Origin of the sequence: Kitasatospora sp. NPDC058965 (assembly GCF_042741245.1) — a bacterium.
Taxonomy (GTDB): domain Bacteria; phylum Actinomycetota; class Actinomycetes; order Streptomycetales; family Streptomycetaceae; genus Kitasatospora.
The window spans coordinates 1-14,938 of sequence record NZ_JBHYKG010000210.1 but is presented as its reverse complement, the minus strand read 5'-3'; the positions used below and the strand labels follow the sequence as shown (position 1 = coordinate 14,938).

6 protein-coding genes are annotated in these 14,938 nt (G+C 74.9%); 4 read left to right on the top strand and 2 right to left on the bottom strand.

From position 1 onward, the window contains the following. Positions 1-564: ABC transporter permease (locus tag ACFW1A_RS27985; protein ID WP_380413339.1), on the top strand; the 564-nt coding region annotated here is incomplete at its 5' end. Between the two features lie 217 nt (positions 565-781). On the opposite strand, the gene ACFW1A_RS27980 is transcribed toward ACFW1A_RS27985, so the two are convergent. Beyond that, entirely contained in the window at positions 782-3,661 is a 2,880-nt protein-coding gene (locus tag ACFW1A_RS27980; RefSeq protein ID WP_380413337.1) for an ATP-binding protein, read from the bottom strand. A gap of 287 nt (positions 3,662-3,948) precedes the next feature. On the opposite strand from ACFW1A_RS27980, the gene ACFW1A_RS27975 reads away from it, so the two are divergent. Continuing rightward, entirely contained in the window at positions 3,949-8,202 is a 4,254-nt protein-coding gene (locus tag ACFW1A_RS27975; RefSeq protein ID WP_380413334.1) for a molybdopterin-dependent oxidoreductase, read from the top strand. A gap of 113 nt (positions 8,203-8,315) precedes the next feature. Next, positions 8,316-9,134 carry a hypothetical protein gene (locus ACFW1A_RS27970; protein WP_380413332.1) on the top strand — a complete coding sequence of 273 codons (819 nt, stop codon included), beginning with the start codon at positions 8,316-8,318 and terminating at the stop codon, positions 9,132-9,134. Between the two features lie 52 nt (positions 9,135-9,186). Here ACFW1A_RS27970 and ACFW1A_RS27965 read toward each other — a convergent pair whose 3' ends face one another. Next, positions 9,187-12,069, bottom strand: a complete 2,883-nt coding sequence (locus ACFW1A_RS27965) for an ATP-binding protein (protein ID WP_380413329.1) — start codon at positions 12,067-12,069, stop codon at positions 9,187-9,189. A gap of 621 nt (positions 12,070-12,690) precedes the next feature. Between ACFW1A_RS27965 and ACFW1A_RS27960 the strand changes: the two genes are divergently transcribed. Continuing rightward, entirely contained in the window at positions 12,691-14,898 is a 2,208-nt protein-coding gene (locus ACFW1A_RS27960; protein ID WP_380413324.1) for an alkaline phosphatase family protein, read from the top strand. Positions 14,899-14,938: the final 40 nt, after the last annotated feature.

Below are 14,938 nucleotides of genomic sequence, written 5' to 3'. Positions count from 1 at the left end.
CTGATCTCCAACGGCGCCGCCCAGGGCTACGTCCTCAACGACAGCATCTTCATCTTCCTCAGCCGCGGCAAGATCGCCGGCCTGCCGGTGATGGTCTGGATCCTGATCGTCGTCGCCCTGGCCGTGCACGTGATGCTCAAGTACACCGACATCGGCCGCAACATCTACGCGATCGGCGGCAACGACACCGCCGCCCGCCTGGCCGGCATCAACATCAACAAGTACCTGCTGTCGGTCTACGGCCTGATCGGCATCGTCGCCGCGGTCGCCGGCATCCTGCTCACCGCCCGCACCGGCTCCGGCCAGCCCGTCTCCGGCAGCGAGGGCCTGGAACTCAAGGCGATCACCGCCGCCGCCCTCGGCGGCTGCGCGCTCAAGGGCGGCAAGGGCGGCATCGGCGGCACCCTGCTCGCCGTCGCCCTGCTCGGCGCACTGGAGAACGGCCTCACCGTCCAGGGCATCAACTCGTTCTGGCAGAACGTCGCCCAGGGCTCCCTGCTGGTCGTCGCCGTCGTCATCCAGCAGCGGCGCAGCGGCGAACGGGCGGTCGGCCTGCCCGGCTGACGGCCGGGCAGCAGCCCGGCGGATCCACCCCTGTCCTCCGCCGGAACGGATCAGGTCACTCAGACGGCCGCGGCAAGGGAGCTGCGGCCGGACCGGGTCCGGACCGACGGACTGGCGACGGCCGCTGAGGGTCGGCCGGCTCGCCGACACCGCCGGTGGCGTCCACCTGGACGCCACCGGCATCGGCATGGGCACATCGCACGCCTGTGACGCACCGTCAGTTCTGTTCCTGGGACAGGAACTCGCGGACCCGGTCCCGCGTGGTGCCGAGCTTGCGCAGGGTGTTGGCGACGTGGTGCTCGGCGGTGCGCGGGGAGATCGCCAGCGCCCGGGCGATGTCCTGGTTGCCGGCGCCGTCGGCGAGCAGCGTGGCCACCTCCTGTTCGCGACGGGAGAGTTCGGCACCGGGGGCGCGCCGGCGCCAGGCCGCCGGGTGGCGGCCGCTGCTGCGCAGTGCCTGTTCGCAGCGCGCCGCATCGCTGGTGGCGCCGAGGCGGGTGAAGATGTCGAAGGCGGTCTGCAGGTCGGCGGCGGCCGCGTCGGGCGCAGCTGCGGGGTGCGCGAGTCCGGTCCGGCCGGCGTGCTCGATCACGCGGGCCGTGGTGTGCGCACAGCCGGTCGCCGTGTACAGGACGCGGGCGCGGTCGAGTTCGGCGAGGGCGGTCCCGGGGTCGGCGGCTGCGGCGAGCAGCCCGCGGATCCAGTGCAGTCCGGCGGTCGCGCGGGGCACGTCGAGGCCTTGGACACCGCGGGCGGCGTCCTCGGCCAGCTCGCGCGCCGGCCCGGCCAGGTCGCAGGCCAGGGCTGCCTCGACCGCGGTCGGCACCACGTCCATCAGGCGTCCCCACAGCCCCTTGCGGCGCATCGCGGACGTCACCGGCAGCGTGCGCTGCCACGCCTGGAGCGGGCGGCCTTCGAGCAGGTCCAACCGGGCGAGCGCCGCGACGGCGGCGGGCACCACGTCGAGGTCCGGGTTGTCGTCCAGGTCGGTGGTCAGACTCGCCAGCCGACCGCGGGCGGCCGCCCAGCGTCCCCGCGCCGTGTCGAGCACGGCGCTCGCGGTCGCCAGGCCGAACCGCACCGTGCCGTCCGTGGTGCCCTGCAGCACGGCGTCGATCCGCTGGTCCAGGCCGTCCCAGGTCCCGGTCGCCAGCTCGATCTGGATCCTGGTCAGGCGGCAGAAGTCGTAGAGCAGTTGGTAGTCGGTCCGCCGGGCCAGGTCCTCCGCCGCGTCGAGCCAGCCGGCGGCCACCACGTCCCAGCCGAGGAAGAACCCGAGGTCCGCCACGCTGAACAGGGCGCGGGCACAGTGGCGCAGCACCCGGCGGTCGGTGCTGTCCCGCGGCAGTCGGGCGAGGAGGTCCGTCGTGCGCGGGTCGCCGACGAACGCCAGCAGGGCGATCCGGTTGGCGAGCACGTCGGCCCGGGCGACCGGGTCGTCACTGCGGGCGGCCAGGCGGCCGGCCCGCTCCATCAGGTCCAGGTTCTCGGCCGCGGTGCCGCCGTGCGCGTTCAGGGTGGCGCCCACGGCCAGCGACGCCATCGCGGCGGCCGCGTGGCCCGGCCGCTCCGCCAGTTCGGCGACGGCCAGTTCCAGCTCCTTCCGGGTGTCCCGTCGGGGGTCCACCGCACCGACGGCCCGGGCGAGGTTGAACCGGATCTCGCCGCGCACGGACACCGGCAGGGCCGGGTCGGCGACGATCGCGCGCAGGATCGCCTCGGTGGCGGCGGGGTCGGCGCGGTACACCGCGATCGTGCTGAGGGCGAGGGCCGAGCGGGCCCGGTCGTCGGGCGCCAGCGTGGGTTCGGCGAGGAGTTGGCCGAGCAGTTCGGCGGCGACACCGTCGTCACCGACGGCGGCGGCGCCGTCGGCAGCGGCCAGCGCCCGGCCCAGCCAGGCGGCGGTGTCGCCCAGGCAGCGGGTGTGGTGGGCGATCTGCACCAGCGGCGGCGCCGGCCGGGCCGACAGCACGGCCACGGCCCGGGTGTGCAGTCGGCGGCGGCGCGGCCCCGGTATCCGGTCGTAGACCGCCCGGCGCGCCAGCACGTGGCGGAAGCCGTACCGGCCGGGGAAGCGCTCGACCAGCAGATCGGCCGCGAGCGCCTCGTTCAGCGCCTCCTCGGCCTGCTCCTCCGTCAGGGCGGCCACCTCGGCCAGCAGTTCCTCGCCGGCCGGTACCGCGAGCACGGCGGCTGCCTGGACCACGGAGACCGCGGCCGGGCCGAGCGGCGCGACCCGGCTGTTCACCGCCTCCTGCAGGGCCCGCGGCGCCTTCGCGTCCGCCAGCGCGAGCGGCAGCTCGGCCCCGCCGGTCCGCGCGAGCCGGTCGGCCAGCGCCAGGAGGTCCTCCTCGGCGGCCAGCGGGAGGCCGCCGCTGCGTTCGAACAGCTCCCGGCAGAGCGGCCCGGTCGCCGCCGGACCGAGGGCGGACACCGCCAGGTCCCGGATGGGTGCCTCGCCGAGCAGAGGCAGCGCGAGCTCGACACCGCCGACGCCCACCGGACGGCGGTACGGCGACCCGAGGACGTTCCCGCCGCCCGGCAGGTCGTTCCCCCGGTAGGTGGCCACCAGCCGCAGGCCCTCGGGCGGATTGCGGGAGAGCAGGAGCAGCAGGTCACGGGTGGCGTCGTCGACCCAGTGGAGGTCCTCCACCACCAGGACGGCCGGGCCGACCGCGCGCAGCACCTCGTGGATGGCGCGGAACAGCAGCTGGTGGTGGGTGCCGCCGCCCGGGGCGACGTCGGGGAGCCGGTCGGCGAGCTCGGGCAGGTAGGGCGCGAGCACGCCGGTCCCGGGGCCGAGCCGGACGTCCGGCGACAGGAACGGGCCGACGCCGCGCAGCGCGTCGATCGCGGGCCCGAACGGCAGCGGCTCGCGCAGCGGATGGCACCAGCCGCGCAGCACGGGCACGCCCTGGGCGGCGACCCGGTCGACGGCCTCCTGCACCAGCCGCGACTTCCCGATCCCGGCCTCGCCCTCCACGAAGACCACGGCGGGCCCGGTCCGCAACGCGTCCAGCAGGGCGCGCAGCTCCGGGGCCCGGCCCACGAAGGAGAATCCCGCGCGACGGTCGGGGCTCGGGCTGGGCCTGCGCACGCCTGGCATCGATCCTCCGGGTGAGCCGATCGGCCGACTTCGGATCATTGTTCCAGTCTGCACCGGGGTAGACCATCGTCTGACCCGGGCTCCGCGGCGCGTTCCGTCGGCCGGGTCGCTCACACCCGGGCGGGACGGGTGTGAGGCCGGGTTAACGCTCCGTGCACCCGGGGTGTGACGCACGGGAAATCCGGCCCTCCTACGGTGAGGGCCGTGGGAACGCCCCACCGCCCGTCCAGCCGTGCCAGCACGTGCGGGGCGCGGATCCGATCCAGGGGAGGCTTTCGATGGCGGTGCCGGGCCCGACGGCCGACAGCGCACGGACGGTCTGCTCCTACTGCGGGGTCGGCTGCGGAATCGTCCTGGACCTCGCAACCGGCCCCGACGGCCGCCGGACCGTCAGGAAGGTGTCCGGCGACAAGGCCCACCCCGCGAACGGCGGGCGGCTGTGCACCAAGGGCGCCACCCACGCGGACCTGCTGGCGGCCCCCGGCCGGTTGGAGACCGCCCTCGTCCGCACCGCACGCGACGAACCCGCGACGCCGGTCGACGTCGACGCGGCGGTGGCGGCGGTCGCCGGGCGGCTGCGGGCGATCCTGGACGAGCACGGACCCGACGCGCTCTCCTTCTACGTGTCCGGCCAGATGTCGATCGAGGCGCAGTACCTGGCCAACAAGCTCGCCAAGGGCTTCGTGCGCACCCACCAGATCGAGTCCAACTCCCGGCTGTGCATGGCCTCCGCCGGTTCGGGCTACAAGCTGTCGCTGGGGGCGGACGGCCCGCCCGGCTCGTACGAGGACTTCGACCGGGCGGACGCCTTCTTCGTGATCGGCGCGAACATGGCCGACTGCCACCCGATCCTCTTCCTGCGGATGATGGACCGCGTCAAGAGCGCCGGGGCGAAGCTGATCGTCGTCGACCCGCGGCGCAACTCCACCGCGGACAAGGCCGACCTGTTCCTGCAGATCAAGCCCGGCACCGACCTGGCCCTGCTGAACGGGCTGCTCCACCTGCTGGTCGAGAACGGCCACGTCGACACCGCGTTCGTCGCGGAGTTCACCGACGGCTGGTCGGAGCTGGTCGGCTTCCTGGCGGACTACCCGCCGGCCGTGGTCGCCGAGACCACCGGCCTCCCGGAGGCGGACATCCGCCTGGCCGCGCAGTGGATCGGCGAGGCCGGGGAGTGGATGAGCTGCTGGACGATGGGCCTCAACCAGTCCACCCACGGCACCTGGAACACCAACGCCCTGGTCAACCTGCACCTGGCCACCGGAGCGATCTGCCGTCCCGGCTCGGGCCCGCTCTCGCTGACCGGCCAGCCCAACGCGATGGGCGGGCGCGAGATGGGCTACATGGGGCCCGGCCTGCCCGGGCAGCGCTCGGTGCTGGTGGACGCCGACCGCGCCTTCGTCGAAGACCTGTGGGGGATCGAGCAGGGCGCGCTGCGCACCGAGGTCGGCCGCGGCACCGTCGAGATGTTCGAGCGGCTGGCCGCCGGCGACATCAAGGCGTGCTGGATCATCTGCACCAACCCGGTCGCCTCCGTCGCCAACCGCAAGACCGTCATCCAGGGTCTGGAGGCCGCGGAACTCGTCATCACCCAGGACGTCTTCACCGAGACCGAGACCAACGCCTACGCGGACGTGGTGCTGCCCGGCACCCTGTGGGCCGAGTCCGACGGCGTCATGATCAACTCGGAGCGGAACCTCACCCTGGTCCCCGGTGTGCTCACCCCGCCCGGCCAGGCCACCCCGGACTGGCAGCTGATCGCCCGGGTCGCCTGCGCGATGGGCTTCGCCGAGGCCTTCAGCTACACCTGTGCCGAGGAGGTCTTCGACGAACTGCGCCGGGCCTGGAACCCCAAGACCGGCTGGGACCTGCGCGGCGCCGGGTACGAGCGGCTTCGCGAGGGCCCGGTGCAGTGGCCCGCCGCCCCCGGCGCGGGCGCCCGCAACCCGATCCGCTACCTCAACGACGGGATCAGCCAGACCCTGGTCGAGCACGAGGACGGCACCCGGCCCCGGCTGGTCTTCCCCACCGCGAACGGGCGGGCGCAGTTCTTCGCCCGCCCGCACCTGCCGGCCGCCGAGCTCCCCGACGACGACTTCCCGTTCGTCCTCAACACCGGTCGGCTCCAGCACCAGTGGCACACCCTCACCAAGACCGGCAAGGTCGCCAAGCTCAACAAGCTCAACCCGGGGCCGTTCGTGGAACTCCACCCGCAGGACGCCGCCGCGCTGGAGGTGGCGGACGGCGACCACCTCGAGATCGCCTCCCGGCGCGGCCGCGCCATCCTGCCCGCGGTGGTCACCGACCGCGTCCGCCCCGGCAACTGCTTCGCCCCCTTCCACTGGAACGACCTCTTCGGCGAGTACCTCGCCATCAACGCCGTCACCAACGACGCCGTCGACCCGCTCTCCTTCCAGCCGGAGCTCAAGGTCTGCGCCGTCGCGCTGCGGGCGGTGCCCGCCCCGACCCCGAAGGAGAGCGCCACCGTGCCGGCCGACGCCCGCCCCGCCGCCCCCGGCCCCCGGCCGGCGCAGGCCCTGCCCGTACCGCCGCAGGCCGGTGCCGCTCCCACGGCCCAAGGCGCCGTCCCCGCCCTGGCCGCCCTGCTCGGCCTCCCCGACCTGGCACCGCCCGCCCTCAACGAGACGGAGCGCCGGTACCTGGCCGGGTACCTCTCCGGTGTCACCCTCGCGCCGCCGGGCGGTGTTCCGCTGCTGCCCGTCGGGGCCCCGTTCACCCCGGCGACCTCGCTGTGGGTCGACGGCGTGCTGGCGGGGATGTTCTCCCGGACCGTCACCCCCGCGCCGCCGGCCACGCTGCTGCCCGTGGGCCCGGCCGCCGCACCCGCCGACCGCGCCCCCGCAGCCGCGCCCGCCCGGCAGTTGCTCGTCCTGTGGGCCTCGCAGACCGGCAACGCCGAGGTCCACGCCGCCGGCATAGCGGCCCGGCTCACCGAGGCCGGCCACGCCGCCGCCCTGGTCCCGATGGCCGACGCCACCCCGGCGCAGCTCACCGCCGACACCGACCTGCTCGTCGTCACCAGTACCTTCGGGGACGGCGAAGCCCCCGACAACGGAGCCGACTTCTGGCTGGCGCTGACCGCCGACACCGCGCCCCGGCTGGACGGCGTGCGCTACTCGGTGCTGGCCTTCGGCGACTCCAGCTACGACGACTTCTGCGGCCACGGCCGCCGGCTCGACGAACGCCTCGCCGAACTCGGCGCCACCCGCCTGCACCCGCGCACCGACTGCGAACCCGACGACGACGGTCCCGCCGGCCGATGGCTGGACCAGGTCACCGCCGCCCTCGCCGCCCCCGTCGAGCAGCGGCCCGCTCCCGCCCACGCTCCGGCCGTGCTCGCCTCCCCCACAGCGCCCGCGGCCCCCGGTACCCGAGCGGCGATACCCGCGGGCTACTCGAAGGCCTCCCCGTTCGCCACCCTGCTGATCGGCAACCGTGTCCTCAGCCTCCCCGGCTCGCAGAAGGAGGTGCGGCAGTTCGCCTTCGACACCCGCGGCGGTGAACTCGCCTACGAGGCGGGCGATGCCCTCGGCGTGTGGCCGGCCAACGGCCACGAGCTCGTCTCCGAATGGCTCGCCCTGACCGGCGCCGACCCGCGGGAGACCGTGGCGCTGCCCGGCGACGGCGACCTCCCCTTCGCCGAGGCCCTGCGCACCCGGCTCGACATCGCGCGGATCACACCGGACCTGCTCCGCTTCGTCGCCGACCGCACCGCCGACCGCGACCTGCGCCGACTCCTCCGCTCCGACAACAAGGACGAGCTGGCGAAGTGGAGTTGGGGCCGCCAGGCGGCCGACGTGATCGGCGCCTTCCCGGTCCGGGCCGGCGCCGCCGAATGGGCCGGGGTCCTCAAGCGCCTCCAGCCCCGCCTCTACTCCATCTCCTCCAGCCCGCTCGCGCACCCGAGCGAGGTCCGGCTCACCGTGTCCGTCGTCCGCTACAGCAACGACCTCGGGCGCGACCGCAAGGGCGTCTGCTCCAGCTACCTCGCGGACTGCGCCGACGACGGCCCGGTCCAGGTGTTCGTCCAACGCTCCCCCCACTTCAAGCCGCCCGCCGACCCCGCCGCACCCATGATCATGGTCGGGCCCGGCACCGGCGTCGCCCCGTTCATCGGCTTCCTCGAAGACCGCCGGGCCCGCGGCCACACCGGCCCCAACTGGCTGTTCTTCGGCGAGCAGCGCGAGGCCACCGACTTCTACTACCGGGACGAACTGCAGGCCCACCAGGCTTCCGGCCTGCTGGACCGCCTCGACGTCGCCTTCTCCCGCGACCAGCGCAACAAGGTCTACGTCCAGGACCGCATGCGCGAGCACGGCCCCCGCCTGTGGCGCTGGCTGCAGGACGGCGCCCACGTCTACGTCTGCGGCGACGCCGGCCGGATGGCCAAGGACGTCGACCGCGCGCTGCGCGAGACCGTCGCCACCCACGGCGGGCTGCCCGAGGACGACGCGGCCGCGTACGTCAGGCAGTTGGCGGCCGACAAGCGCTACGTCCGCGACGTCTACTGAGCGGGACGACCGGGCGGGCCGGAGCCCTCCGGCCGGGAGGGAACAGCCCTCGGGCCCGGTTCCCCGGGAGGGCGGCGGCCGCGCCCGCGGCCGGGTCTGCGAGGATGACGCCAGTGTCGATACTGATCTTGAAGCTGCTCCTCGCGCCCGCCCTGGTGGTCGCGTCCTCGCTGGCCGGTCGCCGCTGGGGGCCCGGGCTGGCGGGCACCCTGGTCGCCCTGCCGATCGTGGCCGGACCCATCCTCGGCATCACCTGCCTCGAACACGGCCCGCACTTCGCCTCCCGCGCGGCCGGCGCCTCGCTGCTCGGTCTGGTGTCGCTGGCCCTGTTCGCCGTCGTCTTCGCCCTGCTCGCCCGGGTGCCGCGCACCGGGCACTGGCTGGTCACCCTGCTGCTCGCCTGGGCGGCCTGCCTGGTCGTCGACTTCGCCCTCTCCGCGGTCGCGGACCGCACCGGGCCACCGGTCGTCGCGCTGCTGCTCTCGCTGGCCGCCACCGCCTGCGGGGCGAAGGCGCTCGCCCGCACCGGCACCGACCCGGTGCCGGTGGCACCGCCGGCGCCACCGAAGTGGGACCTGCCGGCCCGGGCGGTGGCCACCGCCCTGCTGGTCACCGCGCTGACGACCGCCGCCGCGCAGCTGGGCCCCGACGTGACCGGCGTCCTGGCCCCGTTCCCCATCGGCACCAGCGTGGTCGCCACCTTCGCGCTCGCCCAGGGCGGTGCCGCCGTGGCGGCGGCCACCCTGCGCGGGGTCCTGCGCGGTCTCTGGGGCTTCGCCGCCTTCTGCTTCCTGGTCGCCGCCCTCGCCCAGCCGCTGGGCGGTCCCGCCGCCTTCGGCATCGCCGCCGCCTGCACCCTCGCGCTGCAACTCGCCCTGGGTCTCGTGCGGACCAGCCTGACGGCCCGTCGAGTCGCCGCCCAGGCGGGGTGACACCCCGTCACGACGCGGGCCGGCACGCGGCGACCCGACGGGCGCCGGCCGCTCAGGCGCCGTCCCCCAGCTCGCGGAGCGCCTCCCCCACCGCCTTCCGGGTGGTACCGAGCTTGCGGAGCACCCGCGCGACGTGCTGCTCGACGGTGCGGGGCGACAGGAAGAGGGCCTCGGCGATGTCCTGGTTGGTCGTCCCCAGCGCCACCAACTCGGCGACCTGCCGCTCGCGCGGGGAGAGCCGGTCGTGGTACCCGCGGGCGCCGTGCGAGGCCGGCCGGTCCAGGCCGAGTCCGCCCAGCAGGTGGCGGCAGCGCGCGGCAGCGGCAACGGCACCGAGCCGCGTGTAGGCGTCCAGTGCCGCGACGAGGTGGCGCGGCTCCTCGTCGGGCCGGGTCAGCGCCTCGATGCGGCCGATCCGCTCGGCCGCCCGGGCCTCCTCGTACGGGCGCCCGATCTGCTGCCACGCCCGGTGCGCCGCCGCGAACCGCTCGGCCGCCTCGCCCGGTGCAGACTCGGACAGCAACAGGCCCCGGGCGAGCTGGAGTTCCGCGTCCGCGGCGGGCGCCTGCCGACCGCGCAGTCCGTGCGCGGCGTCGTCCGCGAGCCGCTCGGCACCGCTGCGGTCGCCGACGGCCAGGGCGGCCTCGACCGCGGCCGGGACCAGTCCGGCCGACCGCGGCCAGGCCCGGGTCTCCCGCAGCAGCGCCACCGCCGGTTCCGCCGCGTCGGCAGCCTCCTCCGGGCTGCCCTGGGCCAGTCGCAGGGTGACCAGACCGGTGGCCGCCCGCAGCGCGACACTCACCTCCGAGTGCGTCTCGCCGTAGGCCGCCGCAGCCCCGAAGTGGTCGGCGGCCTGGCTGTTCCGGCCGCGGGCGGCGTCGAGCGTGCCGAGGATCAGGGCCCGTTCGATGCTGAGCAGCACGATGTCCGGGTACTCGTCGGCGAGCGCGGCGATGCGCTCCTCCAGGCCGTCCCACCGGCCGCCCTGGAGGTCCAGGGTCAGCAGGGTGGCCTGGCCGTACACCCCCAGGTACGGGATGCCCGAACGGTCGGCGGGCTCCCGGTTGCGGGACAGCAACTCGCGGGCGCGGGCGTCGTGGCCCAGCTCGGTGGCGAAGGTGCCGGTGTTGTGCACGGCACGGGCGGTCTGCCGGGCCACCTCCTGGTCCTGCGAGTCGCGCGGCAGCCGGTCCACCAGGGACCAGAGCGCGGGGTCGCCCTCGCGCGCCATCAGGGTGATCCGCGATGCCTGCACCGCCGCCCGGATGCCGTCGTTGCGGGAGTCGGCCACGGCGGCCTCGGCCCGGTCCATCCACTCCCCGGCGCGCTCGACGGCGCCGTCCCACTCGTTCATCGCGAGCGCGACCATCGCCCGGGCCGCCCGCTCCGGGCGGCTCGCCAGTTCGGTGGCGGCCCGCTCGACCTCCTCGAAGCCCGCGCGGTCGCCGGCCTGCGTGATCATCAGCAGGCCCAGGCCGAGGCGGGCCTCGCCGCGGGTGGCGTCGGACAGCTGCGGGTCGGACACGATGTGGCGCAGCAGCGCGGCGTTGGCGGTGTAGTCCGCACCGAAGGACGCGATGCGGGCCAGGGCGAGCGCGGCGCGGGATCTCAACTCCTGGTCGAGCCGGGGTTCTTCGAGGATCTGCCGCAGCAGCGTGGCGGCCGTGCCGGTGTCGCCCACGGCGATCGCCTGGTCGGCGGCCTCCTCCGCCCGGCTCAGCCACGCCGCGCGGTCGCCGAGGGCACGGGTGTGGTGGGCGATCTGGACCAACGGGACCGGCCTGCGGGCCTGGAGCGTCTCGATCGCGGTCCGGTGCAGCCGTCGGCGCCCCGGTCCCGGTACGTGCTGGTAGGCGACCTGCTGGGCCAGCACGTGGCGGAAGGCGTACTGGCCGGAGTCGGTCTCGCGCAGGACCGAGGCCGCCAGCGCCTCGGTGATGCCCCGGGCACCCTCCGCCGGGTCGAGCCCGGCGACCTCGGTGAGCAGCGGCTCGGTGGCGGGCACGGCGAGCACGGCGGCCGCGTCCACGACGGCCGCACCGGCCGGCGACAGCTCGACCAGCCGCTCGGTGACGGCCTCGCGCAGCCCGTAGGGCGCGTCCGCGCGGTGCAGCCGCTCCGCCGCGCCGTCGTAGCCGCGCTGCCGGCCCTGGTCGCGCAGGGTGATCAGGTCCTCCACCGCCACCAGCGGGAGCCCCTCGCTGCGCTGGTGGAGGGCCCGGCCCAGCGCCCGGGTCGCGTGGTGGCCGAGGGTGGCGGTCGCCAGCTCCTGGATGTCGTCCTCGCCGAGGGCGTCCAGGCGGACGGTTGCGCCGCCGACCCCCGGCGGGTGGCGGTACGCCGCGCCGAGCGGCGGGACCCCGGGGCCCAGGTCCTCGGCCCGGTAGGTGAGGACCAGGGCGAGCCGGTCCGGGAGGTCCCGGGCCAGCAGCAGGAGCAGGTCCCGGGTGGCCTCGTCGACCCAGTGCAGGTCCTCCACCACCAGGACGACCGGACCGATCGAGGCGAGGAAGGACCGCACGGCCTGGACCAGCCGGTGCCGCTCGACGTGCGGGTCCCCGGCCGGTTCGGGGGCGGGCGGCAGGCGGTCGGCCAGGTCCGGGAGCAGGGGGGCCAGGGCTCCCGCGGTCGGCGGGACCCCCGCCGTGGGCAGCCAGTCGCCGGCCTTGTGCAGCGCGTCCACCACCGGGCTGAACGGGAACGGCTCGCGCAGCGGGTGGCACGAGCCGGTGAGCACCCGGCCGCCCTCCGCGGCGAGCACCAGCGCCGCCTCGTGCACCAGCCGGGACTTGCCGATCCCGGCCTCGCCCTCGACCAGGACGACCGCCGGCGGCTGCCGGACCGCGGCCAGCAGCACCCCGAGCTCGTGCTGCCGCCCCACGAACGGGAGGTCGCCGCCCGTCGCGGGGGAACCGGGGCCGAGGACCTTCACCACGAGCGTCAGCCTCCTGGACCGTCGTGCGGGACCGGCCCGGCGCGCTCGCCGGACGGCTCCGGGGCCCGTCACCGGACCCTGCTGTCGATGCTACCGATCTTGAGCGGGCCGGGCGGAGCACGCCCTGGCAGTCGGCCGCCGTCAGTCGCCGGCGCGCCGCCGACGACTCCGTACCAGCACCTGACGGCGGATCATGCCCCGCCGACCGGTACCTCACGGTCACCGGGTCTCCGGCGGGCGCCCCCGCCCCAGTGCCGGGGAGGTGACGCTCCGTCAAGCCCCCGGAGTACGTGTCCGGTCCACGGCGCCGACTACGGGTACGTATTCCGGCCGGCCCTGATTGTCCCGGCGCCGTCGGGTACGGCACCTTCGGAGCCGTCGCGGGCACGCCACCTCCGTGCCGGACGCCTCGGGAGCCTGCACCTCCCCCGGTCCGCCGCGTCGCGCGGTGGCCCTCCCCCGGATCGCTCCGCGGCGGCCGACCGCTCCCCGGAAGGCGCTGCACGACCCGGCTCCGTGCCGACCGCCGCACCCGACCGGCCCCTCGGCACCCGCCCGCACCCACCGATCCACCGCTCCCGACGCCCTTTCCCTGCCGACCCCAAGCGGAAGACATCCACGATGCGACGCCCCACCCTCCCGCTCCCCTCCTCCCGCGCCCTCGCGCGGGCGGCCGCACTGCCCGCCACCGCGCTGCTCCTCGCGACCTCCCAGGTCGCGATGCCCGTCGCGCACGCCGCCACCACCGCGGCCACCAGCGGCAACCTGCTGAAGAACGCGGGCGCCGAGGACACCGACCACTGCACGAACAACGGCACCGACACGATGGCCGTCAACGGCTGGACGATCGAGTCCGGCGCTCCCGACGTCGTCTGCTACGGCGCGAACGACTACCCCGACGTGTCGTCCCCGGGCTCGCCCAACCGCGGCAACCAGTTCTTCGCCGGCGGCGGCGCCGGGGACTCCGCGCTGTCCCAGACCGTCGACGTGTCGGCGGCACACACCGCCGTCGACCGGGGCAGCGTGCCGTTCAGCCTCTCCGGCTGGCTCGGCGGCTACTGGAACCAGAACGACCGCGTCGGCATGACCGCCACCTTCCTCGACGCCGACGGCGAACCGCTCGACTCCGCCGTCATCGACCCCGTCACCAACGACGACCGCGGCAACCGGGGCGGCATGCTCTACCGCGAGACGACCGGCGACGTCCCCGCGGGTACCCGGACGATCCGGGTGGACCTGGACTTCACCTGGACCTCCGGAAAGACCACCGACGGCTACGCCGACGACCTGTCCCTCACCATCGGCACGAAGCTGCCGATACCGAAACCGCCGGTCACCAGCGCGAACCTGCTGCAGGACCCCGGGGCCGAGGACGTCGCGGAGTGCTCGACGTACGGCAAGGACGGCATGACCGTCCCCGGCTGGACGATCACCTCGGGCGAGCCGAACGCGGTCTGCTACGGCGCGCCGGACTATCCGGACGCGTCGTCACCGCGCTCCCCCGACTCGGGCCGGCAGTTCTTCGCCGGCGGTGGTACGGGGGACTCCGGGCTCTCCCAGACCGTCGACGTGTCGGCGGCGCACACCGCCGTCGACCGCGGCGGCGTGCCGTTCAAGCTCTCCGGCTGGCTCGGCGGCTACTGGAACCAGAACGACCGCGTCGGCATGACCGCCACCTTCCTCGACGCCGACGGCGACCCGATCGGCTCCTCGGTCATCGATCCCGTCACCAACGGCGACCGCGGCAACAAGGGCGGGATGCTGTACCGCTCCGCCACCGGGGACGTCCCCGCCGGCACCCGGACGATCCGGGTGGACCTGGACTTCACCTGGACCTCCGGGAACACCACCGACGGCTACGCCGACGACCTCTCCCTCACCATCGGGGCCAATCTGCCGGCCCCGAAGCTGACCGCTCCGGTGTCCAGGGTGCCCGGCTTCGACCACGTCTTCGTGGTCTACCTGGAGAACCAGGACTACGGCGACATCATCGGCAACACCTCGGAGGCCCCGTACCTCAACAGCCTGCTGGACTCCGGCACCTCGCTGACGCAGTCGTACGCCACGACCCACCCCTCGGACCCGAACTACGTCGCGCTGGCGGCCGGCGCCCTGCACGGCCTGTACGACAACAGCATCGGCAGCACGCGGATCGACGCCCCGCACATCGGCAACACCGTCGATGCGGCCGGCAAGACCTGGAAGGCCTACACGGAGGGCGCCAACGGCAACTGCGACACGACCTCGCACGGGGACTACTGGGCCGACCAACTGCCGTTCAACTTCTTCACCAGCATGCGCGACGACACCTCGCCGTCCGGCTACTGCGCCCAGCACGAGCAGCCGCTGACCAGGATGTTCTCCGACCTGAAGTCGACCGCGACCACGCCGAACTTCGCCTGGTTCGAGGCCAACGAGTGCCACGACATGGAGGGTTGCGGCACCTCCGCCGGCGACGGCTGGCTCCGGGACACCCTGCCCGCCCTCTTCGACTCGCCCGCCTGGACCCAGCAGAAGTCCCTGCTGATCGTCACCTTCGACGAGGGCCGGAGCAAGTCCTTCGGCCCGGGCCACCCCAACCAGGTGCCCACCCTGCTGCTCGGCTCCAAGGGCACGGTGAAGGCCGGGTACAGCAGCGACGAGCGCACCGACCAGTACGGCCTGCTGCGCACCGTCGACCGCGCACTGGGCCTCCAGCCGCTGACGAACAACGACGCCTACGCGGCAACCGTCAACGACGCGTGGACCCACCCGGCCGCCGGGTCCCCGGCCTCGCCGGTCCCGTTCTCGGTCGCCCCCGTGGTGAAGGCCCCGCGCAACCGGAACTGACCGCCGGTCACGCCACGACCGGCACGGGGCGGGCCCGCCT

Coding starts and splice junctions, on each gene's coding strand:
- ACFW1A_RS27975 (WP_380413334.1), top strand. CDS start 3,949: ATGGCGGTGCCGGGCCCGACGGCCGACAGCGCACGGACGGTCTGCTCC.
- ACFW1A_RS27960 (WP_380413324.1), top strand. CDS start 12,691: ATGCGACGCCCCACCCTCCCGCTCCCCTCCTCCCGCGCCCTCGCGCGG.